At 67.5% G+C, this 24,252-nt stretch carries 26 protein-coding genes; 18 read left to right on the forward strand and 8 right to left on the reverse strand.

Annotated features, from left to right (window positions below; translation table 11 throughout):
* The first annotated feature begins 89 nt into the window (after window positions 1-89).
* Window positions 90-896, forward strand: coding sequence for a 4-hydroxy-tetrahydrodipicolinate reductase (dapB, locus tag VGV58_RS05000; RefSeq protein ID WP_326873564.1), 807 nt, complete (start codon window positions 90-92; stop codon window positions 894-896).
* The gene (locus tag VGV58_RS05005) at window positions 896-1,519 is read left to right on the forward strand and encodes an alpha-ketoglutarate-dependent dioxygenase AlkB family protein (protein WP_326872874.1); all 624 of its coding nucleotides are present in this window, start codon (window positions 896-898) and stop codon (window positions 1,517-1,519) included. Before dapB ends, VGV58_RS05005 begins: the two co-directional genes overlap by 1 nt.
* Here the strand turns inward: VGV58_RS05005 and VGV58_RS05010 are convergent.
* The 3 genes from VGV58_RS05010 to VGV58_RS05020 form a co-directional block, all read right to left on the reverse strand.
* The gene (locus VGV58_RS05010; RefSeq protein WP_326872875.1) at window positions 1,511-2,143 is read right to left on the reverse strand and encodes a trimeric intracellular cation channel family protein; all 633 of its coding nucleotides are present in this window, start codon (window positions 2,141-2,143) and stop codon (window positions 1,511-1,513) included. The genes VGV58_RS05005 and VGV58_RS05010 overlap by 9 nt on opposite strands.
* Window positions 2,144-2,146: 3 nt before the next feature.
* Entirely contained in the window at window positions 2,147-2,770 is a 624-nt protein-coding gene (grpE, locus tag VGV58_RS05015; protein ID WP_326872876.1) for a nucleotide exchange factor GrpE, read from the reverse strand.
* Between the two features lie 95 nt (window positions 2,771-2,865).
* On the reverse strand, window positions 2,866-5,619 hold the full coding sequence (locus VGV58_RS05020; RefSeq protein ID WP_326873565.1) for a [protein-PII] uridylyltransferase: 2,754 nt from the start codon (window positions 5,617-5,619) through the stop codon (window positions 2,866-2,868).
* 345 nt (window positions 5,620-5,964) lie between these two features.
* Here VGV58_RS05020 and VGV58_RS05025 point away from each other — a divergent pair, with 345 nt between their 5' ends.
* The 6 genes from VGV58_RS05025 to VGV58_RS05050 all read left to right on the forward strand — a co-directional run bounded on the left by VGV58_RS05025 (window position 5,965) and on the right by VGV58_RS05050 (window position 10,583).
* Window positions 5,965-6,930: an aliphatic sulfonate ABC transporter substrate-binding protein gene (locus tag VGV58_RS05025; RefSeq protein ID WP_326873566.1), complete on the forward strand. Its 966-nt coding sequence runs from the start codon at window positions 5,965-5,967 to the stop codon at window positions 6,928-6,930.
* Window positions 6,931-6,950: 20 nt separating this feature from the next.
* Entirely contained in the window at window positions 6,951-7,784 is an 834-nt protein-coding gene (locus VGV58_RS05030) for an ABC transporter permease (protein WP_326872877.1), read from the forward strand.
* Window positions 7,785-7,791: 7 nt separating this feature from the next.
* Window positions 7,792-8,574 carry an ABC transporter ATP-binding protein gene (locus VGV58_RS05035; protein WP_326872878.1) on the forward strand — a complete coding sequence of 261 codons (783 nt, stop codon included), beginning with the start codon at window positions 7,792-7,794 and terminating at the stop codon, window positions 8,572-8,574.
* A gap of 38 nt (window positions 8,575-8,612) precedes the next feature.
* Window positions 8,613-9,191, forward strand: coding sequence for a GNAT family N-acetyltransferase (locus VGV58_RS05040; RefSeq protein ID WP_326872879.1), 579 nt, complete (start codon window positions 8,613-8,615; stop codon window positions 9,189-9,191).
* A 124-nt stretch (window positions 9,192-9,315) separates the two neighbouring features.
* Complete coding sequence (locus tag VGV58_RS05045) at window positions 9,316-10,026, forward strand: ATP-binding cassette domain-containing protein (RefSeq protein WP_326872880.1); 711 nt, start codon at window positions 9,316-9,318, stop codon at window positions 10,024-10,026.
* Window positions 10,027-10,073: 47 nt separating this feature from the next.
* Window positions 10,074-10,583 (forward strand): OsmC family protein, encoded by a 510-nt coding sequence (locus VGV58_RS05050; RefSeq protein WP_326872881.1) that lies wholly within the window; start codon window positions 10,074-10,076, stop codon window positions 10,581-10,583.
* Here VGV58_RS05050 and VGV58_RS05055 read toward each other — a convergent pair whose 3' ends face one another.
* Window positions 10,584-11,825, reverse strand: a complete 1,242-nt coding sequence (locus tag VGV58_RS05055; RefSeq protein ID WP_326872882.1) for an MFS transporter — start codon at window positions 11,823-11,825, stop codon at window positions 10,584-10,586.
* Between the two features lie 94 nt (window positions 11,826-11,919).
* Window positions 11,920-13,104 (reverse strand): DNA recombination protein RmuC, encoded by a 1,185-nt coding sequence (locus tag VGV58_RS05060; RefSeq protein ID WP_326872883.1) that lies wholly within the window; start codon window positions 13,102-13,104, stop codon window positions 11,920-11,922.
* A 114-nt stretch (window positions 13,105-13,218) separates the two neighbouring features.
* Here VGV58_RS05060 and def point away from each other — a divergent pair, with 114 nt between their 5' ends.
* Genes def through truA form a run of 3 tightly spaced genes read left to right on the forward strand, consistent with a single transcriptional unit; the run spans window position 13,219 to window position 15,443 of the window.
* On the forward strand, window positions 13,219-13,752 hold the full coding sequence (gene def, locus VGV58_RS05065; RefSeq protein ID WP_326872884.1) for a peptide deformylase: 534 nt from the start codon (window positions 13,219-13,221) through the stop codon (window positions 13,750-13,752).
* Between the two features lie 19 nt (window positions 13,753-13,771).
* Window positions 13,772-14,701, forward strand: coding sequence for a methionyl-tRNA formyltransferase (fmt, locus tag VGV58_RS05070; protein WP_326872885.1), 930 nt, complete (start codon window positions 13,772-13,774; stop codon window positions 14,699-14,701).
* 4 nt (window positions 14,702-14,705) lie between these two features.
* Window positions 14,706-15,443: a tRNA pseudouridine(38-40) synthase TruA gene (gene truA, locus VGV58_RS05075; RefSeq protein ID WP_326872886.1), complete on the forward strand. Its 738-nt coding sequence runs from the start codon at window positions 14,706-14,708 to the stop codon at window positions 15,441-15,443.
* A 21-nt stretch (window positions 15,444-15,464) separates the two neighbouring features.
* Here truA and VGV58_RS05080 read toward each other — a convergent pair whose 3' ends face one another.
* From VGV58_RS05080 to VGV58_RS05090, 3 genes are all read right to left on the reverse strand, one after another.
* Window positions 15,465-16,052, reverse strand: coding sequence for a hypothetical protein (locus VGV58_RS05080; RefSeq protein ID WP_326872887.1), 588 nt, complete (start codon window positions 16,050-16,052; stop codon window positions 15,465-15,467).
* 66 nt (window positions 16,053-16,118) lie between these two features.
* Window positions 16,119-17,321 carry a succinyl-diaminopimelate desuccinylase gene (gene dapE / locus VGV58_RS05085; protein ID WP_326872888.1) on the reverse strand — a complete coding sequence of 401 codons (1,203 nt, stop codon included), beginning with the start codon at window positions 17,319-17,321 and terminating at the stop codon, window positions 16,119-16,121.
* A complete protein-coding gene (locus tag VGV58_RS05090) occupies window positions 17,318-17,980 on the reverse strand; it encodes a DUF805 domain-containing protein (protein ID WP_326872889.1) in 663 nt (220 codons plus the stop codon). The genes dapE and VGV58_RS05090 overlap by 4 nt, the downstream gene beginning before the upstream one ends.
* Here VGV58_RS05090 and VGV58_RS05095 point away from each other — a divergent pair.
* From VGV58_RS05095 to ptsN, 7 genes are all read left to right on the forward strand, one after another.
* Window positions 17,979-18,593, forward strand: a complete 615-nt coding sequence (locus tag VGV58_RS05095; RefSeq protein ID WP_326872890.1) for a ribonuclease D — start codon at window positions 17,979-17,981, stop codon at window positions 18,591-18,593. The genes VGV58_RS05090 and VGV58_RS05095 overlap by 2 nt on opposite strands.
* A gap of 119 nt (window positions 18,594-18,712) precedes the next feature.
* Window positions 18,713-19,450 carry a lipopolysaccharide-assembly, LptC-related protein gene (locus VGV58_RS05100; protein ID WP_326872891.1) on the forward strand — a complete coding sequence of 246 codons (738 nt, stop codon included), beginning with the start codon at window positions 18,713-18,715 and terminating at the stop codon, window positions 19,448-19,450.
* Window positions 19,451-19,491: 41 nt separating this feature from the next.
* Window positions 19,492-20,142, forward strand: coding sequence for an LptA/OstA family protein (locus VGV58_RS05105; RefSeq protein ID WP_326872892.1), 651 nt, complete (start codon window positions 19,492-19,494; stop codon window positions 20,140-20,142).
* A 185-nt stretch (window positions 20,143-20,327) separates the two neighbouring features.
* A complete protein-coding gene (gene lptB, locus VGV58_RS05110; protein ID WP_414643907.1) occupies window positions 20,328-21,224 on the forward strand; it encodes an LPS export ABC transporter ATP-binding protein in 897 nt (298 codons plus the stop codon).
* Between the two features lie 160 nt (window positions 21,225-21,384).
* Window positions 21,385-22,917, forward strand: coding sequence for an RNA polymerase factor sigma-54 (gene rpoN / locus VGV58_RS05115; RefSeq protein WP_326872893.1), 1,533 nt, complete (start codon window positions 21,385-21,387; stop codon window positions 22,915-22,917).
* Window positions 22,918-23,105: 188 nt separating this feature from the next.
* Window positions 23,106-23,693 (forward strand): ribosome hibernation-promoting factor, HPF/YfiA family, encoded by a 588-nt coding sequence (gene hpf, locus VGV58_RS05120; RefSeq protein ID WP_152016571.1) that lies wholly within the window; start codon window positions 23,106-23,108, stop codon window positions 23,691-23,693.
* Window positions 23,694-23,777: 84 nt separating this feature from the next.
* The gene (gene ptsN, locus VGV58_RS05125) at window positions 23,778-24,239 is read left to right on the forward strand and encodes a PTS IIA-like nitrogen regulatory protein PtsN (RefSeq protein WP_152016572.1); all 462 of its coding nucleotides are present in this window, start codon (window positions 23,778-23,780) and stop codon (window positions 24,237-24,239) included.
* Window positions 24,240-24,252 lie beyond the last annotated feature (13 nt).

Raw genomic sequence — 24,252 nt, forward strand, 5'->3', positions numbered from 1 at the left:
TCAGGGACCATCGAAGCGCCCTATAGGCAGATGTGGCGTCGATGTCCGGCGCCTGCCTTGGCTATCTGGAGCGTTTCACCATGAGCGACATGCGTCTCGTCGTCGTCGGCGCCGCCGGCCGGATGGGCCGCTCGCTGGTCAAAGCGATCCATGACACGCCTGGCTGCGTCCTCTCTGCCGCGATCGAGCGCCCAGGTTCGCCTGTGCTCGGCCAGGATGCTGCCGTGCTCGCAGGCCTGCCCGCCGGCGGCGTCCTGGTCAGCGACGATGCGCTCGCCGCCTTCGTCGAGGCCGAGGGCGTGCTCGACTTCACCATGCCCGAGGCCACCGTCGCCTTTGCCGGCCTCGCCGCCCAGGCCCGCATCGTCCATGTCGCCGGCACGACAGGGATGGAGCCGCAGCATCTCGCCAAGCTCGAAGCGGCCTCGCGCCATGCCGCAATCATCCGCTCCGGCAATATGAGCCTCGGCGTCAACCTGCTGGCGGCGCTGGTGCGCAAGGTCGCGGCGACGCTCGGTACCGACTGGGACATCGAGATCGTCGAGATGCATCATCGCATGAAGGTCGATGCGCCCTCCGGCACCGCCGTCCTGCTTGGCGAGGCAGCGGCGCAGGGCCGTGCCGTCGATCTCGCGGAATCCCGCGTCGCGGTGCGTGACGGCCAGGTCGGCGCCCGCCAGCCCGGCACGATCGGCTTTGCCGCGCTGCGCGGCGGCACTGTCATCGGCGACCACAAGGTGATCTTCGCCGGCGCCGGCGAGCGGTTGGAGCTCGCCCATGTCGCCGAGGATCGCAGCCTGTTCGCGCAGGGCGCGGTCAAGGCCGCGCTCTGGGGCCGTGGCCGCAAGCCGGGCTTGTACTCGATGGCCGACGTGCTCGGCCTCGACAAATTCTGATGACCGCGCTCGCCGTCGCGCCGGGCGTGACGCATTGGCCGGGCTACCTCGATCCCGCGGAGCAGGCGGCGCTGGTCACCGAGCTGCGCGAGGCGGCGCGGCAGGCGCCGTTCTATGTGCCGCGCATGCCGAAGACCGGAAAGCCTTTCTCCGTCAGAATGACAAACTGCGGTGCTCTCGGCTGGGTCTCGGACGAGCGCGGCTACCGCTACCAGCCACTTCACCCTGAGACCGGCACGCCCTGGCCGCCGATCCCCGCGCGGCTGCTGCGCGCCTGGGAGGAGCTTGCCGGCTACCCGCACCCGCCCGAGGCCTGCCTCGTCAATTTCTACGAGCCATCAGCGAAGATGGGCCTGCACCAGGATCGCGACGAGCAGGAGTTCGACGCGCCGGTGCTCTCGCTCTCGCTCGGTGACACCGCCGTCTTCCGCATCGGCGGCACCAGTCGTGGCGGCAAGACTGTCTCGCTGAAGCTGGCCTCGGGTGACGCACTCGCCTTCGGCGGCGAGGCGCGGCTGGCCTATCACGGCATCGACCGCATCCTCGCGGGCTCGTCGAACCTGCTGCCGCAGGCGGGGCGGATCAACCTGACCCTGCGCCGAGTGACGAAGCCCTCAGTTTGAAGGCCTGGGCGCATCGTCGCCCGGCAGCTTCGGGAATGACCAACCGAACAGGAGCGAGCCGGCCCGCAGGCCGAAGCCGGCAGCGATCCCACCCAGCATGACAAGGATCGGGGCAAGGCCCATCTGCGCGAGGCCAACCGTCGTGGCCGCCCCGGCGGCTGCGGCGGTGACGTAGAAGTCGCGGCTCCACAGCACCATCGGCCTGTCGCCGGCGAGGAGGTCGCGGATGATGCCGCCGAAGGTCGCGGTCATCGCGCCGAAGGCGATAGCGGAGGGGATCGGCACACCGGCCGCCAGACCCTTCTGCGCGCCGACCACGGCAAAGAGTGCGAGCCCCGCCGCATCCGCCCAGATCAGCAGGCGCTTGGCGCCCCAGCCGTCGAGCATGCCGGGCTTGAAGTAGGCGATTGTCCAGGCCGCCAGGGCGACGGCCGTACACAGCATCACGTCGGACGGCGCCTCGATCCAGAACACGCGCCGGTCGAGCAGGAGATCACGCAAGGTGCCGCCACCGACGCCGGTGACGGTGGCGAGCAGGATGAAGCCGAACGGGTCCATCCGCTTGCGGGCGGCGACCAACGCCCCGGTCAGGGCGAAGACGACGACGCCCGCAGCTTCGAGCACCTGTCAGTTCGCCGGCTTGTCGCCGGCATCGGCGGCCGGGTTCTCCGAGCCGTTGGCGGCAGCCTTCGGCGCGCCTGCGGAGACGCCGACCAGCGCCGGGCGCAGCACGCGCTCGCCGATCTTGTAGCCGGTCTGCACCACCTTCGAGACGAGGCCCTTGGCGATGCCGGCGTCGGGCGCTTCGAACATCGCCTGATGCAGATTCGGGTCGAACTTCTCACCCTGCGGGTCGATCTTGCGCACGCCGTGGCGCTCGAGCGTCTTCAGGAGCTCGCGCTCGGTCAGCTCGACACCCTCGACCACGGCCGAAAGCGCGCTGTCGGCGGCGGTGCGGGCCGTCTCCGGCACGCTCTCCAGCGCACGGCGCAGATTGTCGGCCGAACCGAGCAGGTCGCGGGCGAAGCTCGTCACGGCATAGGCCTTCGCGTCGGAGATCTCGCGCTCGGTGCGCCGGCGCAGATTCTCCATCTCGGCCAGGGTGCGCAGCAGCTTGTCCTTGAGGTCGTCGCGCTCGGCTTCGAGCAGGGCGAGCGGGTTGGGCGCCTGCGTTTCGCTGGCCTGCGTCTCCGCCACGTCCTGATTCTCGGTCTCCGGCTTCGGATCGTCCTTCGCAGGGTTCTGCGTCATTCCATCATCCCAATCGTTGATCGTCATGCATCATTGCGGCGCTGCCTGTCGGCGCACCGGCTTCGCTGCCGATATCGGGCTTCGGCCGGGCGAAATCAAGCACGGGCCACGGTCTTGGCCTTGCCGGAGGCCTGCTTGTCGAGCTCCAGAGTGAACACGGCGAGCAGGGCCTGGCGAATCACCAGCTGGCGTCCGGTCGAGGTGATCTTCGCCCCGGTGAGGTCGGTGACGTAGAAGACGTCGACCGCCTTCTCGCCGAAGGTCGCGATATGGGCCGAGGCGATGTTGAGGTTGAGCTTTCCGATCGCGGTGGTGAGATCGTAGAGCAGGCCGGGCCGGTCGAGGCCCGACACCTCCAGCACCGTGTGCCGGGACGACAGGACGTTGTCGATGATGACTTCGGGCGCGACCTGGAAGGTGCCGCCGCGCGGTGGCGGGGCCCGGCGCTGGGCGACGAGGTCGGCAATCCTGATCTCGCCCTTGAGCGCGCGCTCGATCGCCGCCGCGATACGCTCGGCCCGGCGCAATTCGTCGTCGTCGCGCTCGAAGGCGCGCGAGACGAAGATGGTGTCGAGCACCAGCCCGTCGGTGGTGGTGAAGATCTGCGCATCGACGATGTTGCCGCCGGCCGCCGCGCAGGCCCCGGTGACGATGGCGAGCAGGCGCGGATGGTCGGGCGCCAGCACGGTGAGCTCGGTCACGCCGCGGAACTGGTCGGTCTCGACACGGGTCGCCGTGGTGCGGCCGGCGACCTCCGCCTCGCGCAGGAAGCGGGCATGCTGCTCCTGCCGCTCGGGCTCGACCTTGAGCCAATAGGCCGGATAGTGCCGGGCGAGATAGGCGGCGCGCTCCTCTTCCGTCCAGTCGGCGAGGCGGGCCTCGAGCGCCTGCTGCTTGCGCTCGACCCTGGCCTTGCGTTCGATGCCGGAATGGCCGCCGGCGAGCACGACCTCGGTCTCGTAATAGAGCGTGCGCAGGAGCTGGCCCTTCCAGCCGTTCCAGACGCCGGGCCCGACCGCCTTGATGTCGGCGACGGTCAGCACAAGCAGGAGCTTCAGCCGCTCCAGCGTCTGCACGATTCCCGCGAAGCTCTCGATCGTCTTGGGGTCGCCGAGGTCGCGGCTCTGGGCGACGGTCGACATCACCAGATGGTTCTCGATCAGCCAAACCACGGTCTCGGTCTGCGCCTCGGTCAGGCCGAGCCGCGGGCAGAGCTTGCGGGCGATGCGCGCGCCGGCGACCGAATGGTCCTCCGGCCGGCCCTTGGCGATGTCATGCAGGAACAGCGCGACATAGAGGGCGCGCCGGTTGGTGATCGTCGCGAAGATCGAGTTCGCCAAGGGATGCTCGGCTTCGAGCTTGCCGGCATCGATCTCGGCCAAAATGCCGATCGAGCGGATCAGGTGCTCGTCGACCGTGTAGTGATGATACATGTTGAACTGCATCATCGCGACGATGCGACCGAAATCCGGGACGAAGCGGCCAAGCAGCCCGGATTCGTTCATCCGCCTGAGCACCGCTTCCGGCGAGCGCCGCGCCGTCAGGATCTCCAGGAAAATCCGGTTGGCCTCGCGGTCCTGCCGCAACTGGGGCGTGACGAGCCGCAGCGACTGCGTCACCAGCCGGCTGGTGTCGGGATGGATGGCGAGATCGTCGCGGCTGGCGATCTCGTAGAGCCGCAGAAGATTGACCGGATCGCGCTTGAAGGCGTCGTCGTCGATGACGGCGAGGCGCTGGCCCTGCAGGGTGAAATCGGGATGGCCGAGCGCGCGCACGCGCCGCCGCTTGGTGAAGGAGCCGATCAGGTTGGTCAGGCTGGCGCGCGGCTTCTGCTGGCGTGCTTCCAGCGCGGCGCAGACGATCGCGGTGAGGTCGCCGACATCCTTGGCGACGAGGAAATACGCCTTCATGAAGCGCTCGACCGGGGCCTGGCCGCTACGGCCGGCATAGCCGATCGCTGCTGCGACCTGGCGCTGCAGGTCGAAGGAAAGCCGCTCCTCGGCCCGCCCGGTGATGAAGTGCATCCAGCAGCGCACCCGCCAGAGGAATTCCTCCGAGCGTTGGAACATCGCGAATTCGCGCGCATCGAACAGCCCGGCCTCGACCAGTTCGGCGGGATCGTCGACGCGATAGGAATATTTGGCGATCCAGAACAGCGTGTTGAGGTCGCGCAGGCCGCCCTTGCCGTCCTTGACGTTGGGCTCGACCAGATAGCGCGACGAGCCGGCGCGGGCGACGCGGTTCTCGCGCTCGGCGAGCTTGGCCTCGGTGAAGATAGCGGCCGTGCCCTCGGCGATCTCGGCGCCATAGCGCCGCTGCAGATCGGAGAACAGGGCCGCATCGCCGCAGATCAATCGCGCTTCCAGCAGCGCGGTGCGGATCGTCATGTCGGCCCGGCCTTCGCGGATGCAGTCGTCGACCGAGCGCACGGAATGGCCGACTTTCAGCTTCAGGTCCCAGAGCGGGTAGAGCATCGCCTCGACCACGCTCTCGCCCCAGGCGGTCTGCTTGTCGGGGAACAGGAAGAGCAGATCGACATCCGAGCCCGGCGCCAGCGTGCCGCGGCCATAGCCGCCGACCGCGACGACGGCGATGCGTTCACCGGCGGATGGATTCTCGACGGGATAGAAATGCCGCGTCGCCGCGACATGCAGGCTGGCGACAATGCTGTCCATCACGCCGGAAAGCCGCTTGGCGCAGGAGAGGCCGTTGCGGGATTTGGCCAGGATCTCGCGCGCCGATTGGCGACCTTCCTCGAGATTGTCGCGCAGCGCATCGACCAATGCGCTGCGCAGGCCGGCGCGATCGTCCTCGTCGAACTGCCGCGCCAGCTTGCCGACCGCAGCCATGGGATTGTCGATGAACTCGGCGAGGCGGGGGGCTGGCTTGTCGGGGGAGGGCGGCACTGAACGAGGCTCTTCGAGGCTTTCGGCAGACGCGACGGTTGCCGTTCCCTAGCATGAACGAGGCCAGACGCGGAAACATAATTCAACAAGATAATAATGTGAAATTACGATTATCACGTAATTCTATGTCTTGTTTGACAAAGAGAACGATCGAACCTATCAATCGGACACGCGCCGATTTGAGCCAGCAGCTTGCGGGCGCGAAACAAGTGCAGCTAAAGCGGGGGCGCCGGAGGCTGATTGCTTCCACCCCTTCGCATAAGTCGATCGAAGGGGAACGCCATGCTCATCTCAGCTCTGACCCGCCGCGCCGTGCTCGCCGGTCTCGCCGCAGCCTCGCTCGCCCTCGGCAGCGCGCAGGCGCAGGCACCGAAGGAGATCCGCGTCGATTATGCCACCTACAACCCGGTCAGCCTGCTGCTGAAGGAGCGCGGCATCCTGGAGAAGGCACTGGAGGCCGACGGCATCAAGGTGCGCTGGGTGTTCTCGGCCGGTTCGAACAAGGCGCTGGAATTCCTCAATGCCGGCTCGCTCGATTTCGGCTCGACCGCCGGCGCGGCCGCGCTGATCGCCAAGATCAACGGCAACCCGATCAAGTCGATCTATGTCTATTCGCGGCCGGAATGGACGGCTCTGGTCACCGGCGCCAAGAGCGAGGTCACCAAGGTCGCCGATCTCAAGGGCAAGCGCGTCGCCGTCACCCGCGGCACCGATCCGCACATCTTCCTGGTGCGCTCGCTGGCCGATGCCGGCCTGACCGAGAAGGACGTCAAGCTCGTGCTGCTCCAGCATGCCGACGGCCGGCTCGCTTTGGAGCGCGGCGATGTCGAGGCCTGGGCTGGGCTCGACCCGATGATGGCCGCCGCCGAAGTCGAGGCTGGCGCCAAGCTTTTCCACCGCAAGGCTGCCGACAACACCTGGGGCGTTCTCAATGTCCGCGAGGAGTTTTCCGAGAAGAATCCAGAGCTCGTCCGCAAGGTGCTGAAGGCCTATGAGGAGGCCCGCGCCATCGCCCTCGCCAATCCGGCCGAGGTCCGGAAGGCGCTGGTCGAGGCGACCAAGCTCTCCGATGCGGTGATCGAGCGCCAGCTCACCCGCACCGAACTCACTCACAGCACGATCGGTGCGGCGCAGGCCGATACCATTCTCGCCGCGGGCCTCGCTTTGCAGCAAGCCGGCGTCCTGCCCGCCAATGCCGACGTCAAGGCGATGGTCGATGCGCTGATCGACAAGCGCTTTGCCGCGACCAACTGAGCGGACATGATCGCGGGCCGATGAGCACGATCGAGATTGCAGACGCCGTCGATGAGACGAAGGCCACGCCGCAAGCGCGGCCGGCGTCGCGCGCCGGCCTGCGGCTCGCCGGCTTCCTGCTGCCGATCGTCCTCGCGATCCTCTGGGAAATCCTCGTTCGGGCCGGCCTCGCCAATGGCCGGCTGATGCCACCGCCCAGCGTGGTCGGTAAGACGCTCTGGCAGCTCGCCGTCAGCGGCGAACTCTGGACCCATGCGTGGGCGACGCTCTGGCGCGTCGGCGCCGGCTTCGGTATCGGCGCCGCCATCGGCACCGCATTAGGAGCCCTGACCGGCGCACTGCCGCTGGCGCGCGGCCTGCTCGACCCGACCTTGCAGGCTTTGCGCGCCATCCCCTCGATCGCCTGGGTACCGCTCTTCATCCTCTGGTTCGGCATCTTCGAGGCCTCGAAAGTGGCGCTGATCGCCGTCGGCGTCTTCTTCCCGGTCTACCTCGGCGTCGCCGCTGCGATCCTCTCGATCGACCGCAAGATCGTCGAGGTCGGCCGCGTCTTCCGCCTCGGCCGGCTCGCCATGGTCCGGCGCGTGCTTTTGCCAGCAATCCTGCCCGACTGGTTCACCGCGCTGCGCGGCGGGCTAGGGCTCGGCTTCATGTTCGTCGTCGCTGCCGAGATCATGGGCGCGAGCGAGGGGCTCGGCTATCTCCTGGTCGATGGCCAGCAACTCGGCCGGCCCGACACCATCATCGCCGCGATCATCGCCTTCGCCGTGCTGGGCAAGCTCGCCGATGGCCTCCTGCTCGCGCTGACGCGCCCCTTCCTTGCCTGGCAGGACACCGCCAGGGACAGGCTCTGAGGACGCGATGCTGGTCTTCGACCATCTCTCCAAGACCTATGCCGACGGCACCCGTGCCCTGTCAGGCATCGACATCTCCGTTGCCGCCGGCGAGATCCTGGCGCTGGTCGGCGGCTCCGGTTGCGGCAAGACCACGCTGCTGCGCCTCGTCGCCGGGCTCGACCGGCCGAGCGAGGGACGCATCCTGCTCGACGACGCCGCCATCACCGAGCCGCGCGCCGATGTCGGCGTGATCTTCCAGGAGCCGCGCCTTCTGCCCTGGCTCTCGGTCGCCGACAATGCCGGCTTCGGCCTCAGCCATCTGCCTGCCGCGGAGCACAATCGCCTCGTTACTGGCGCGCTCGCCCGCGTCGGTCTCGCCGGCTACGAGGCGCGCTGGCCGCGCGAGCTCTCCGGCGGCCAACAGCAGCGCGTCGCCATCGCCCGCGCCCTCGTCACCCGGCCGAAGCTGCTCTTGATGGACGAGCCCTTCTCGGCACTCGATGCCACCACGCGCGCCAGCCTGCACGGCCATCTCCTCGCGCTCTGGGAGGAGAGCCGGCCGACCGTGGTGATGGTCACCCACGATGTCGAGGAAGCGGTGACGCTGGCCGACCGCATCGTGGTGATGCAGCCGCGGCCGGGCCGCATCTTCGACGAGCTCGACAACCCGCTGACCCGCCCGCGCGACCGGCTCTCGCCCGCTTTCGAGGCGATCAAGCGCGAGGCGCTACGCACGCTCGACCGCTCGCTCACCGACAGCGAGCCGCGCCAGCACAAGGCCGCCGAGAGTGCCGGGATGTGGTGGTAGGCGCCACGCAACCGTGTCAGCATCGGGCGATGGAGATCATGCCCATCCCTCGCGAGACGATTGCGACTGCCCGGCTCGCCTTACGGCCGTCGACGCCGGTCGATGCTGAGCGCGCTTTCGAGATCCAATCCGACTGGGCGGTGACGCAGATGCTGCGGATGGCGTCGTTCCCGCCCGATCGCACTGAGATCGAAGCCTGGTTCGCCGGCCATCCACGCGAATGGGCGGCAGGGGCGGCCTATCGCTTCGCCGCGATGCTGGATGGGCGGATGATCGGCCTGATCGATCTCGACGAGATCGCCGATGGCGAGGGCGAGCTTGGCTATTGGTTCGAGCAGGCGGCCTGGGGGCAGGGCTTCGCCTCCGAGGCGGCCCGGGCGGTGGTCTGGTTCGCTTTTGCGGAAGCCGGAATCCGGTCGCTCCGTTCGGGCCATGCGGCCGACAATGTCGCCTCTGGCCGGGTGCTGGAGAGGTTGGGTTTCCGCTTGCTCGACCGGGTCAAGCGTCCCTCGCGTTCGCGCGGCGAGACCATCCTGCAATGCCGCTACCAACTCTTGCGCGCCGACCTCGCCGAGTACGATCGGTCGTTTGACAAAACGGACGCTCAGACCTTATGAAAGGACACGCGCCGATTTGAGCCTCAGCTTGCGGGCGCGAAACAAATGCAGCTAAAGCGCGGGACGACGGGCGGCCTTGAGGCCGTCGGCGCTCCTTCCGCCTTATTTATGGATGGAGCCAGTTATGTCGGCTGATTTTCTTACGCTCTCCCGCTCTCCCGAAAACGCTCTGCCGCGTCCGGCTGCTGGCGAGGTCGTTGCCCTGCTCGGCGCTCCGGAGGTGCGGGCGGTAGCCCTGCGCGGCTTCGCCGGCCTGCGTGCCGACGAAGGAACGGTGCCGACTGCCGAGCTCGGCCTGCTCTGTGCCCGCCCGCGCTTTTTCCCGTGGCTCAGCCTCATCGAGAATCTCGCCTTCGCCTTGCCGAAGGCGACACCATTCGAACGCGAGGGCCTGATCGCCAATGTGCTGGTCCGCGTCGGCCTCGCCGCACAGGCAACGCAGCGGCCGGGGACGCTCTCGCCGGAAGGGCTGCTCCGGCTCGCCATTGCCCGCCTGCTGCTGGTCAGGCCGCGTCTGCTGCTGATCGATGAGCCCTTCGCCGCGCTAGATGTGCAGGCGCGCGACCGGCTTGCCGCCTTCCTGGCGGAGCTTTGTACGCAGGGGCGCCCTGCCGTCGTCATCGCCACCGGCTCCGTCGACGAGGCCGTGCGTCTGGCCGACCGCATCCTCGTTTTGCCGCAAGAGGCGGGGCCCATCGCCTTCAGCCTCGACAATCTGCTGTCGCGCCCGCGCGACGAGCGCTCCGTCGGTTTCGTCGCTCTCCGTCGTGAACTGCGCCGGGCACTGGAAAAGGAAAGCCGGCATGTCCCTGCCGCGGTGGAGGCTGCCGCCTGAACCGGCTAGACAGGCGGCGACCCGTTTCTGCCCGAGGACCCAAGACCATGGACATCACCGCGCTGCGCGCCCTCCAGGCCCCGCTCAAGGACAAGTATCGTGAGGCGCCGGATGCGGCGGTTATCACGCTGAAAGCCAAGGGCGAGCTCGACGACCAGCACATCGCCTGCAAGGTCGAGACCGGCCGGGCGATCGCGCTCGCTGGCCTGCACCCGGCGACCGGTGGCTCCGGCGCCGAGCTCTGCTCCGGCGACATGCTGCTGGAAGCCCTCGTCGCCTGCGCCGGCGTCACGCTCAAGGCGGTCGCGACCGCGCTCGAGATCGACTTGAAGAAGGGCACGGTCCGGGCCGAGGGCGATCTCGATTTCCGCGGCACGCTCGGCGTCGCAAAGGATGCGGCGGTCGGCTTCAAGGCGATCCGCCTCTCCTTCGACGTCGAGACCGACGCACCGCAGGAGAAGCTCGACACCCTGCTCAAGCTGACCGAGCGCTACTGCGTCGTCTTCCAGACGCTCAACGTGAAGCCGGGGCTCTCGGCCAATCTGGCGCGGGCCTGATCAGGCCGGCAGCGGGCGCGGCGATCCATCCGCTTCCGTTGCCTCCGGTTCCTGCGAGATCGGCGCCGTCATCGGGTCGATGATCGCGAAGGGGCGCTCGGACATCTGCTCGGGCGCGGCGCGCTGGCGGATGCGCAGCCCGGCGAGGGCGGCGAGCAAGGCGCTGATCGCGGCCATGAAATAGAGCAGCCCGTTGATGTCGAGGCGCGCCATCACCTGCGCGCCGAGCAGCGGGCCGAGTGCCGAACCAATGCCGCTGACCAGGATCAGCCGGCCGCTCACCGCGACGACGCGGTCCTGCGGCATGCGGTCGAGCGCATGCGCGACGCAGACCGGATAGAGCGTCGACATGAAGCCGCCGAGCAGGGCGGCCACCGGCAGCACTGCGCCAAGATGGCGGGGCACGAGATCGAGCGCGACGGCTGCGACGGAGAAGCCGAGCGCCAGCCCGGCCAGCACGATCCGGCGGTCGCCGCGATCGGAGAAGCGGCCGACCGGGACCTGGAAGGCGAAGCCGCCGAGCACCGCGACCAGCATGAACAGCGCGATGGTCTCCTGCGGGATGGCATTGCGCGCCATCCAGGCCGGGAACAGGGCATAGAAGGCGCTGCTGATCATGCCGGCGATGACGCAGCCGATCACCGAGATCGGCGCCTGCCGCGTCAGCTCGCCATAGGGCAGCGAAGCCTCCGCCGGCAGCGTCGGCGCTTCCGCGCGCGTCGTGCTGACCATCACCAGCGCCAGCGCGAACAGCGCGACGATGATGTTGAACGGAACGGCGGTCTCGACCGGGAGCTTGCCGATCAGCAATTGCCCTGCCGCCAGCGCGAGGAATGTGCCGACCATGTAGATCGAGAAGATGCGGCCGCGCTGCTCCGGCGGGGCCTTGGCGTTGAGCCAGCTCTCGGTGGTGATGAACAGGCCAACGCAGCCGAGGCCTATCGCCATCCGGCACAGGATCCAGCCGAGCGGCGAAACGAAGAGCGGCATCGCCGCCGTCCCGACCACGACCAGACCGGCGAAGGCGGCATAGGCCCGGATATGGCCGATGCGCTGGATGACGCGACCGCAGCCGACCGCGCCGATGGTGAAGCCGATAAAATAGGCGCTGAGCACCAGGCCGGTCAGCGTCGGCCCGAAGCCCTCGCTCGTCAGTCGCAGCGACAGGAACGTGTTGAAGAAGCCGTTGGCGAGCTGCACGAGGCTCGTCGCGGCGATGAGCGTTCCGATCTGGACGAGCAAGGGTCACGGCCTCCGGCGCAGTCTGGGAAGGCCTGCAACTCAACGCCGGAATGTGATCTCGCCATGGCAACCGGGCGAACCGCCCGGCGCCGCGTCACTCCGCCGCCTTCAGCTTCGCGGCCTTGGCGAAAGGCAATTGTGGCTCGTTCGGCCTGGCATCGTCGAATTCGAGCGCGCCGATCCTCTCGGCCCGGCCGGTGACCTTGCCGGTCGAGGTCTTGATCTGGGCGACGTCGTCCTGCGCCTGGCGGAAATGGCTGTCGAGCTTGTCGACGCGCTCGCCGAGCCGGCGGACATCGTCGAGCAGCTTGCCGACCTCGGACTGGATCACCTGCGCCTCCTCGCGCATGCGGGCATCGCGCACCAGCGACTGCATCAGCTGGATCGCCAGCGCCAGCAGCGAGGGCGAGACGATCATCACCCGCGCCCGGTGCGCCTTCTGGATGACATCGTCGAAATGCTCGTGCAGGTCGGCGTAGATGGCCTCCGACGGCACGAAGAGCAGTGCCATGTCCTGTGTCTCGCCCGGCAGGAAATAGCGCTCCGCGATATCCTTGACGTGTTGGCCGACATCGGCGCGCACCCGGGCGGAGGCGTGCTTCCTGGCCTCGTCGCCGCGGGCCTCGCGCAGCAGGGTGAAGCTCTCCAGCGGGAACTTGGCGTCGATGACGAGGCCGCGCCCGTCACCCGGCAGGGTGACCAGGCAGTCCGGCCGCTTGCCGGTCGAGAGCGTTGGTTGAAACGAGAAGAAAGCCGCTGGAAGACCGTCGCGGATGATCGCCTCCATCCGGCCCTGGCCATAGGCGCCGCGCGCCTGCTTGTTGGCGAGCACGTCCTTCAGCGTCACCACCTCGCCGGTGAGCTCGGTCAGGTTCTTCTGGGCGTTGTCGATGACGGCGAGCCGTTCCTGCAGCTTGCCGAGGCTCTCATTGGTCTGGCGGACATTCTGCTCCAGCCCGGCGCCGACCTGCTGGCGCAGGCCGTCCATCCGCTCGGCCATGATGCGGGCGAGATCGCCCTGCCGGGTCGAGAGGATCTCGGCCATGGTCTGCATGCGGCCGCTGAGCTCGGCCTGCTGCCGGTTCATCTCGGCGACCTTGTCGTCCATCTCGCGGGCACGCTCGGCCGCCATCGCCGCCTCGATCTCGCGCCGGCGCGAGCCGCGCCATGACGAGAGCAGCGCCAGCACCAGCAAAGCGAGCGTAAGCCCGGCGAAGCCTAAGGCAGTCTCGGCCCAGCTCACGGGACGCTCCAGCAGGACGAAGGCGATCTGGTTCATGCCGCAAGCCTACACGATCCCGGTCGTAAATCCAGAACATAAGCGGAACAGTTTGACCGTTTCGTCACAACCGCTTATGTCCCGGCAACTCCTGAAAACGTCCCAGAGCGCCCTATGGCCATCCGCCCTCTCGTCATCCTGCCCGATTCGATGCTGCGCAAGGTTTCCGCGCCGATCGGCGACATCACGCCGGAGATCCGCAAGCTGGCGGAGGACATGCTGGAGACGATGTACGACGCGCCGGGAATCGGCCTTGCGGCGATCCAGATCGGCGAGCCGGTCCGCCTGGTCACGCTCGACGTCTCCAAGAAGGCCGAGGAAGGCGAGGAGCAGCAGCGTGAGCCGATGGTCTTCATCAACCCCGAGGTGACCTGGCGCTCGGAGGAGCTGAGCTCCTATGAGGAGGGCTGCCTATCGATCCCCGAATATTACGAGGAGGTCGAGCGGCCGGCGCGGGTCAAGGTCGCCTATCGCGATCTCGACGGCAAGGCGCAGGAGATCGAGGCCGACGGCCTGCTCGCCACCTGCCTGCAGCACGAGATCGACCATCTCAACGGCGTGCTCTTCATCGATTACCTGTCGCGGCTGAAGCGCGACCGGGTGAACAAGCGCTTCGCCAAGCAGGCGAAACGGGACAGCGCGGCCTGAACGGCTGGAGCGTTACAGTATGAGCTTGCGCGTCATCTTCATGGGCACGCCGGATTTCGCCGTGCCGACCCTGACCGAGATCATCGGTCAGGGCCACGAGGTCGTCTCCGTCTACACCCGCGCCCCGGCGCCGGCCGGGCGCGGCATGGAACTGCGACCCTCGCCGGTCCAGGTCACGGCCGAGCGCTTCGGCATTCCGGTGTTTTCGCCGAAGACGCTGAAGAACGCCGAGGCCGCCGAGATCATGGCCTCGCATCAGGCCGATGTCGCCGTCGTCGTCGCCTATGGCCTGATCCTGCCCAGAGCGATCCTGGAGGTGCCGGAGCTCGGCTGCCTCAACCTGCACGCTTCGCTCCTGCCGCGCTGGCGCGGTGCCGCGCCGATCCAGCGCGCCATCATGGCGGGGGATGCCGAGACCGGCGTCTGCGTCATGAAGATGGAGGAGGGGCTCGATACCGGCCCCGTCGCCATGGTCGAGACGCTGGCGATCGACGGCAACGCCACGGCCGGCGACATGCATGACCGGCTTGCCGGCCTCGGCGCTGACCTGATGGTCCGGGCGCTCGCCGCCCTCAGCCGCGGCGGGCTCCGCTTCACGCCGCAGCCGGAGGACGGCGTCACCTATGCCAGCAAGATCGGCAATGACGAGGCCAGGCTGAGCTGGAACCGGCCGGCACAGCAGGTCCATGACGTCGTGCGCGGCCTTTCGCCCTTCCCGGGCGCTTTCGTCGAGGTCGATCTCGGCAAGGGGCCGGAGCGGCTGAAGCTGCTGCGCACCGCTCGCGCCGGTGGCGCGGCCGAGCCGGGCACGCTGCTCGATGATGAGGGCACCATCGCCTGCGCGGTCGGGGCGGTGAAGCTCCTCCAGGTCCAGCGCGCCGGCAAGGGGCCGATGAGCGCCCAGGAGTTCCTGCGTGGGGCGCGGCTGTCTGCCGGATCGAAGCTGTAGTTCGATGCCCCGCTACAAGCTCGTCATCGAATATGACGGCACGCCCTTCTCAGGCTGGCAGCGCCAGCTCAACGGGCCGTCCGTGCAGCAGAGCGTCGAGGAGGCGGTCGAGGCCTTCTGCGGTCATGCCGTGCGCCTGCATTGCGCCGGGCGCACCGATGCCGGCGTCCACGCCACCCATCAGGTCGCCCATGTCGATCTCGACAAGGAATGGCGCACCGATGTCGTGCGTGACGCGAGCAACGCTCGGCTGAAGCGCCTGCCGGTGGCGGTGCTGAGCGCCGAGGCCGTACCGGATACCTTCGATGCCCGCATCTCGGCGACGCGGCGCTATTACATCTACCGCATCCTCGACCGGCGGGCGCAGCCGGCGCTCGATGCCAACCGCGTCTGGCACGTCCCGGTCAAGCTCGACCACGAGGCGATGGATCGCGCCGCCAAGGCGCTGATCGGCCATCACGATTTCACGACGTTCCGTGCCGCCGAATGTCAGGCCAACAGCCCGTTGCGAACGCTCGACCGCTTCGACTGCAGGCGCGAGGGCGCCGAGATCGTCGCCTATGTCCATGCCCGCTCGTTCCTGCACCATCAGGTCCGCTCCATGGTCGGCTGCCTGAAGATGGTCGGCATGGGGCGCTGGCCGGAGAACAAGGTCGGCAAGGTGCTGGCGGCGCGCGACCGCTCGCAATGCGCCGCGCTGGCGCCGCCCACCGGGCTCTATCTGGCCGGTGTGGATTACTGAGGCCAGATCACTGAGACGAAGTCAGAACCCGGCCAGCCCGAAAATCTTCAGCACGGTATAGTCGGCGAGCACGCTGGCGCAGGCGATCGCGCCCGCGACGCCGCTTTTCGCACCGAAGGTGGCCCTGGCGACGCAATAGCGCAGCCTGAGCACGATCGCGGCGAAGGCGAAGCTCTGGAAGCCGGCTATGCCAGGGTTCGACCAGCCCAGCGCGAACACCGTCGCCGGCACCGCCATCAGCGCCGCCGAGAGGATGCCGGCCCAGTTCCAGGCGATGACGAAGCTGGTGAAGCGGGGATTGCGGGTGAGGCCGGGCGCGAGCCCGACCAGCAGCGCCGGCACGGCGAGGATCGCCAGGATCTCGGCGGTGACGATCGCGGCGATCAGGCCGGGCGCGTCGAACAGCCCGCCGCTATTCGACAGGCCCGCCAGCGTCCGCTCGGCCGCCAGCGCCGGGATCATAGAGGGCACGACCAGCACGAGCGCGAGATAAGAGCGCCAGAATCCCTCGCGGCTGAGGTCTAGATCTGGCAGGGCTTTCGCGTCGGCCCGCAGCAGGCGCCAGGAGGCGGCGAGCGATCGCGTCACATCGTCGGCAGCAAGCCTCATGGCCCAACCCTCCGGGCGTCACGACATTAGACTTTCGTCTAATTGTGGGCGTCAGGGTCGGTTCCGTCAAGCCTGCTGCACTGCAGCGAAATAGGTCGCCAGTAAACGATGCGTGATCCGCTCCAGCGTGACGAGGTCGGCAGTGGCGACCCGCTCGTCGATCTGGTGCATGGTCTGGCCGACGACGCCATATTCGACCACCGGGCAGTAGTTCTTGATGAAGCGGGCGTCGGAGGTGCCGCCGGTCGTGGACAGGGCAGGGCGCTTGCCGGTCTCGGCTTCGACGGCATCGGCGGCCATCGCCACGAACGGCCCTGGCTGGGTCAGGAAGGCGACCGCATTGGTCGGCTCGAAGCTGACCTCGTAGCGCACAGTGTTGCCGGCCGCCTCGCGCAGTCGGCGCTCGATCTCGGCCGCCAGTGTCGCCGGCGTCCAGAGGTCGTTGAAGCGGATGTTGAACACGGCCTTTGCCTGTGCCGGGATCACATTGGTCGCGGGATTGCCGACATCGAGCGTCGTCACCTCGAGATTGCTCGGGTCGAAATGCTCGGTGCCGGCGTCGAGCGGGCTCGCCTCGAGCCCAGCCAGCAGCCGAACCATGCCGCGGATCGGGTTCTGGGCGAGGTGCGGATAGCCGACATGGCCCTGCACGCCCTGCACGGTGAGCTTGCCGGTCAGCGAGCCACGCCGGCCGATCTTGATCATGTCGCTCATCGCGACCGGATTGGTCGGCTCGCCGAGGAGGCAATGGTCGAAGCGCTCGCCGCGCTGGTCGGCCCAGGCGAGGAGCTTGACCGTGCCGTTGACGGCCGGCCCCTCCTCGTCGCCGGTGACCAGGAAGGCGATCGAGCCCGGCGCATCCGGATTGGCGCGGCGATAGCGGATCGCTGCCGACACCATCGCCGCGAGCCCGCCCTTCATGTCGCAGGCACCGCGGCCATAGAGCACGCCGTTGACGATTTCTGCCGCGAACGGGTCATGCGTCCAGGCGGCGAGATCGCCGGGCGGGACGACATCGGTATGGCCGGCGATGACGAAGACCGGCCCCTCGCTGCCGATGCGGGCATAGAGGTTCTCGATATCCGGCATGCCGGGTTCGGAGAAGGTCGGTCGCTCGACGCTGAAGCCCTCGGCGCTCAGCACGGCATCGAGCAGCGCCAGCGCGCCGCCCTCTACCGGCGTCACCGAGGCGCAGCGCACTAGGGCTTGGGTGAGGGCGACCGGATCGGTCGGGTCGAAGGCGAGGGGGGCAGGTGTGTTCTGGCTCATCGAGCCGGTTTAGCAGCGCCTTTGTGCTCTGCAAGCGGCGCATCGCGGTCGACGCCGGGCATCAATCCGAGATCGACCAGCGCGACCAGCCAGGCCATCGTCGAGATCGCGATCAGCGAGGGCGCCCAAGCATAGTCGAGTAGCGGCTGCACTTCCCGCGGCAGCACGATGGCACAGACCAAGAGGATGCCGAACAGCGACGAGCCGCCCCGGTCGGTGGCGCGCTTGGCTGCCAGCGCCGCCCAAGGAAACAGGGCAAAGGCATTGGCGAAGGCGACGATCTTCGCCGCGGCATATTTGTCCGCGACCTGCGGCGCAGCCCATTGGACCGCCAGCAGGCAGAGGGTGAGCGCGATGCTGCCCAGCCAGAACTGGCGCAGGCCGATGCGGCCGTCGAGGTCGGTGAACAGGCGGATTGCGGACATGGGCAGGCTCCGGTCCCGTATCCTTGCACGGAGAGGGGGCGGAATGAAGCATATGGTGAATAAAAGGTTAATGTGCTCGAACCGATTGTGGCGCCTGAGAAAATGCTTGAACACGGCCAAGCGCGCCGCTAGCTCCGAGACGTTCTCCGGATTTTTGAGGAGGCCATTCGCCTGACAGGCGGATGGCAAGTTGACTGAGCGGCGCGCGGCGCCGCCGAGCGAGGTTTTGGGCATGACCATCCGTCTGCACCGCGGCGATCTTCCCGATGGGTTCGAACCGGGCCCGATCCTGGCGATCGACACCGAGACGCTCGGACTCAACCCGCAGCGCGACCGGCTCTGCGTGGTGCAGCTCTCGCGCGGCGACGGCACTGCCGACGTCGTCCAGATCCCGAAGGGCGCCCCGGCGCCGGCCAATCTCTGCCGCGTGCTTGCCGATCCCGGCGTGCTGAAGCTGTTCCACTTCGCCCGCTTCGACATCGCCGCGCTCGAAAAGGCCTTCGGCGTCGTCACCGCACCGGTCTATTGCACCAAGATCGCCTCCAAGCTGGTGCGCACCTATACCGACCGGCACGGGCTGAAGGATCTCGTCCGCGAGCTCCTCGGGGTCGAACTGTCGAAGCAGCAGCAATCCTCGGACTGGGGCGCCGACACGCTGACCGAGGCGCAGCTCGGCTATGCCGCCTCGGACGTGCTGCATCTGCATGCGCTGAAGGCGAAGCTCGACGTGATGCTGGAGCGCGAGGGCCGCGGCCATCTCGCCAAGGCCTGCTTCGACTTCCTGCCGACGCGCGCCGAGCTCGATCTCGCCGGTTGGCCAGAGGTCGACATCTTCGCGCATACGTAAATTTGAGGTATTCCAGCTAAGGTCATCCGTCTGGCAGTCGCCCGATCGGTCGCTTCTGCCTGTCGGTATGCGCCTCGGTTCGACATGAAAAAGCCGCTGGTGGCTGGCAATGGGCGGGCATGAGCTTGGCGATCACGACTCCTGAGACACACAGTCCGGCGGCGATGCGGGCGCAGATGCGGCAGAGCGCCTTCCAGGCGGCGCGCCGGCATTCCGTGCTCGTGCGTCTGCTCCGGCGGCTGATTCCGGTCGGGGCGATCGCCGCGGTGGTGGGGTTGATCATCGTTCCCTTCCTCAACCCGCTGCGCCATGCCGGCAATTTCTCGCTGGGCGGGATTAGCCTGTCGGGCGGCAAGGTGGTGATGGAAACGCCGAAGCTCGCCGGTTATCGCAAGGACAACAGCCCCTACGAGGTCACGGCTGAATCGGCTCTGCAGGACGTCCGCAATCCCACGCAGATCGAGCTCCTGCAGATGGTGGCGCGGGTGCTGATGAAGTCCGAAGGCTGGATCAACATCAATGCCCGCAGCGGCCTGTTCGACCAGCAGAAGGAGAAGCTGAAGCTGGTCGACGACGTGAAGATCCGTACCGATTCTGGCTATGATGTCCGCATGCGCACCGCCGACGTCGATTTCAAGGCCGGAACCGTCAACTCGCGCGAGCCGGTGAAGGTCAATCTCGGCACGACGACGGTTGACGCCGATACGCTTGACGTGAAGGACAATGGCGCGCTCATCACCTTCGAGGGGCGCGTTCATGTCCTGATCGAGAATGCGCCGGCCCGCAGCCTGGCCGGTCCGGAGCGCGAAGGTAGCACGCCCAATCTCGAAGCTCTTCGCCCGGCCGGCAAGCCGTGAGATCATCGCATCCAGCCACGCAGGTCAGCTACAGGTCACCGATGAAAGCTCTCGCTCTCGCTCTCGCTGTTCTGGTCGCTCCGGCGCTCTCGACAGCTGCATTTGCTCAGCAGCCGGCCGCCAAGCCGGCCAAGGCCCGCGGCGGCGCGCCTGGCTCGCCTTTCGGCGGCATGGGCGGCGACAGCAAGGAGCCGATCAAGATCGACGCGAACAAGCTCGACGTGCTCGACAAGGACAACAAGGCGGTCTTCTCCGGCAATGTCGTCGCCGTGCAGGGCGAGACGACCGTGCGCTGCTCGGTGATGACGGTGTTCTATGAGGGCCGGGGGCAGGGTGGCGCGGCCAAGCCCGCCCAGCCTGCCGCGCAGGGGCAGGGCGCCAATGATGGCGCGATCAAGCGCATCGAATGCAGCGGGCCGGTCACTGTCGTCTCGAAGACCCAGGCTGCGACCTCGGACAATGCCGTCTTCGATCGCGCCAACAATCAGGTGATCATGACCGGCAACGTCGCGCTGAACGACGGCCCGAACATCACCCGCGGCGACAAGCTCGTCTACAACACGCAGACCGGCATCGCCAACGTCACGTCGAGCGGGCGCGTCCAGGGCTTCTTCGTGCCGAACTCGGGGGACAACAAGGACGGCAAGGACAACAAGGCGGGCGCCAAGCCGGCAGCCTCGCCGACCAACTGATCTTCCCTAGATCACGATGATTCTGAGAGTTTAGAGCAGGATTTCAGCGAAAAACCGGTTCTCACTTTTTCGCATCCTGCTCTTCGGCAGGGGCGGCTGCAGGAAGGCGTTGCCAGTTCGGCGCGCCTCGCATACCAGAGCGGACCCATGTCGAACGCCAGCAGCGCGAATTTCCTCCAGTGACGATATCCACCTCTCCGCCTCCGGAGGCTGGCCAGCAGGCGCAGCCCAGTCCAGCGCGGCCGGCGAAGGCGCCGGCGGCGCCGGGGCTGTTCGGCCGGCTTTTCGGCAGGGGCAAGGACAAGCAGGCGGGCGAGGACGAGGCCCTGCCTGGCCCGATCGCGAGCGCGGTCGGCGGCGCCGGCATCCTGGCCGTCAGCGGCCTGCGCAAGACCTATGGCGCTCGCAATGTCGTGAGCGAGGCCTCGCTCTATGTCCGCAATGGCGAGGCGGTCGGTCTGCTCGGCCCGAACGGCGCCGGCAAGACCACGATCTTCTACATGATCACCGGCCTGGTCAGCGCCGATATGGGCGTGATCTCGCTGGAAGGGAACGACATCACCAACCTGCCGATGTACCAGCGCGCCCGGCTCGGCATCGGCTATCTGCCGCAGGAGGCTTCGATTTTCCGCGGCCTCTCGGTCGAGGACAATATCCGGGCCGTGCTCGAGGTGGTCGAGCCGAACCGCAAGAAGCGCGAGCGCGAGCTCGACAAGCTGCTCGACGAGTTCAACATCAGCCGTCTGCGCAAGGCGCCCTCGATCGCGCTCTCGGGTGGCGAGCGCCGTCGCTGCGAGATCGCCCGCGCGCTTGCCGGGCGGCCCTCCTTCATCCTGCTCGACGAGCCCTTCGCCGGCATCGACCCGATCGCGGTCGGCGACATCCAGGAACTGGTCAGGCAATTGACCGATCGCGGCATCGGCGTGCTGATCACCGACCACAATGTCCGTGAGACGCTCGGCCTGGTCGATCGCGCCTACATCATCCATTCCGGCCGGGTGCTGACCGAAGGCTCGCCGGCCGAGATCATCGCCAACGCCGATGTCCGCCGCGTCTATCTCGGCGAGGATTTCCGGCTCTGAGGCATCCGGCGCGCTGTCGTCCCGCCGACGATATTGCAGTGCATTAACTTCCCGGCGCAAAAGCCCGGTCAGGGCTTTGACGCGGTCGCGGTCGGCGGTTAGTCTGTTCCACAGGCAAGAACCGTGCCGAATTGCCGCAGGCTGAGGAGTCGGGATCGCGATGGCGATGATGCCACGCATGGAGCTGCGCCAGGGCCAGTCCCTGGTGATGACGCCGCAGCTATTGCAGGCGATCAAGCTGCTCCAGCTCTCCCATCTCGAATTGCAGAGCTTCGTCGAGGGCGAGCTGGAGCGCAATCCGTTGCTCGAGCGCGGCGACGAGGCGCCCGATGCCGGCTCGCTCAACGGCGCCGGCGAAAGCCCGCTCGCCGCCGATGCCGAGACTTATGCCCGCGCCGAGAGCCTCAACACCCAGGAGGGCATCGAGGGCCGGCTCGGCACCGGACTCGACAATGTCTTCCAGAACGAGCAGCCCAAGGCGGCGCGGCTGGAGACGCAAGGAACCGACAGCCTGCCGATCATCGGCGGCGCCTATGGCGGCTCCGGCGGATCGTTCGACGAGGGGCCCGAGGGCTTCGAAAGCGGGCTGACCAGCGAGCTCTCGCTGCACGAGCATCTCGGCGCCCAGCTCGACCTCGCCGTGACCGCACCGGCCGAGCGCCTGATCGGCAGCCACATCATCGATGGCGTCGATGATTCCGGCTATCTGACCGAGCCGCTGGCCGACATCGCCGAACGCCTTGGTATCGATCTTGCCAGGGTCGAGCAGGTGCTCGCCATCGTGCAGAGCTTCGATCCCAGCGGCGTCGCCGCCCGCGATGTCGGCGAGTGCCTGGCGATCCAGCTGCGCGACCGCGACCGCTACGATCCGGCCATGCAGGCTCTCATCGCCAACCTGCCGCTCCTCGCCAAGCGCGACTATGCCGCCCTGAAGCGCATCTGCGGCGTCGACGACGAGGACATCGCCGACATGGTCGCGGAGATTCGGCGGCTCGACCCCAAGCCGGGGCGCGCCTTCGGCGGCTCGGCAGCGGAGACGGTGGTGCCTGACGTCTTCATCCGCGCTGCGCCGGACGGTTCCTGGCTGGTCGACCTGAACCCCGACACCTTGCCGCGCGTGCTGGTCAACCAGACCTATCATGCCCGCGTCACGAAGGCGGCGCGCAACGATGCGGACAAGGCCTTCATCGCCGAATGCCTGCAGACGGCGAACTGGCTGACCCGTTCGCTCGAGCAGCGCGCTCGCACCATCCTCAAGGTCGCCAGCGAGATCGTGCGCCAGCAGGACGGCTTCTTTGTCCATGGCGTCGAGCATTTGCGCCCGCTCAACCTCAAGACCGTCGCCGATGCGATCGGCATGCACGAATCGACGGTCTCGCGCGTCACCTCGAACAAGTACCTCGCCTGCCCGCGTGGGGTCTTCGAGATGAAATACTTCTTTTCCGCCGCGATCGCAGCGACCGGCTATGGCGAGGCGCATTCGGCCGAGGCCGTGCGGCATCGCATCAAGCAGATGATCGACGACGAGCCGCCGCGGGACGTGCTTTCGGATGACGCCATCGTCACCAGGCTGAAAGAGAGCGGCATCGATATCGCTCGCCGCACCGTAGCGAAATATCGGGAATCGCTGCGCATTCCCTCGTCGATGGAGCGCCGCCGCGAGAAGGCGGCGCTGGCGCTGGCGGGGCGCTGAGGGGCGAGCTGTTCCAGGCCCGGCGTGCGGTGCAGCACAGATCTTCTTTTGTTCCATGAGGTGCTCGCAGGCTTGCCCTGTCGCCTGTGCAACTGCGCGAGACCGCGCATTGACAACCCCATGAGGCCGTTCTTACCTCCTTGAGATGGTCGGCTACGGACCATGGCGACAAGAAGGGGAAGCACTCCATGAGCTTGCGAATCTCCGGCAAGAATCTCGATGTCGGCGAGGCCCTCCGTGGTCAGGCCGAGGCCAGGGTCGCCGCAGCGTTGGGCAAGTATTACGAGGGCGGCTATCAGGGCCATGTCACCGTCGGCAAGGACGGCACCGCCTTCAAGACCGATGGTGTCCTGCATCTGTCTTCCGGCATCACGCTCGAAGCCTCCGCCACCGCGCATGATCCCTATGCCAGCCTCGACAAGATGGCCGAGCGCATCGAGAAGCGCCTGCGCCGCTACAAGCGACGGCTGAAGGACCGCGCCGCTGCCGCCAATGGCCGTGAGCCGGCCTTGGAAATCCCCAGCTATGTGATCGCCGCTCCCGATGAGGATATCGAGGAGCACGAGGCCGACCACGCTGGCGAGAACCCGGTGATCGTGGCCGAATCGACCAAGTCCCTGCACCAGATGACGGTTGGCGATGCGGTCGCCGAGCTCGATCTGACCGGCGCGCCTGTGGTTATCTTCCGCCATGCTGGCAATGGCCGCATGAACGTCGTATACCGCCGCCGCGACGGCAATATCGGCTGGATCGATCCGCCGGCTTCTCTTTCTTGAAGTCCCGCCGCTGATGGGGATCGGGTGCCGGCCGGGATGCCGGTGGCGCCCGCATCCCGGCACGGGACATGCATGGATTGGCCTATGACGCTGACCGATCTTCTCCGGCCCGATGCGGTGATCTCGCCGCTACGCGCCAATTCCAAGAAGCAGGCCCTGCAGGAACTGGCGCAGCACGCCGCCGTGCTGACCGGCCTGCCCGAGCGCGAGCTGTTCGAGGCCCTGCTCCAGCGCGAGCGCCTGGGCTCGACCGGCATCGGCGACGGCATCGCGATCCCGCATGGTCGCATGGCCGGCATCGACCGCCTCGTCGGCCTGTTCGCCCGCGCCGAGAAGGCGATCGATTTCGAGGCGCTGGACGGCCAGCCGGTCGACATCATCTTCGTGCTGATCGCTCCGGAAGGGGCGGGGGCCGATCATCTCAAGGCGCTGGCCCGCGTCGCTCGTGTGCTGCGCAATCAGGCGGTGCTGGAGCAGGTTCGCCACGCGCATGATCCGGCCGCCATCTACGCCATCCTGGCGGAGACCGCCGCCAAGGCAGCCTGAAGGCGCCCGCACG

This window comes from Allobosea sp. (assembly GCF_035944895.1).
Lineage (GTDB): Bacteria > Pseudomonadota > Alphaproteobacteria > Rhizobiales > Beijerinckiaceae > Allobosea.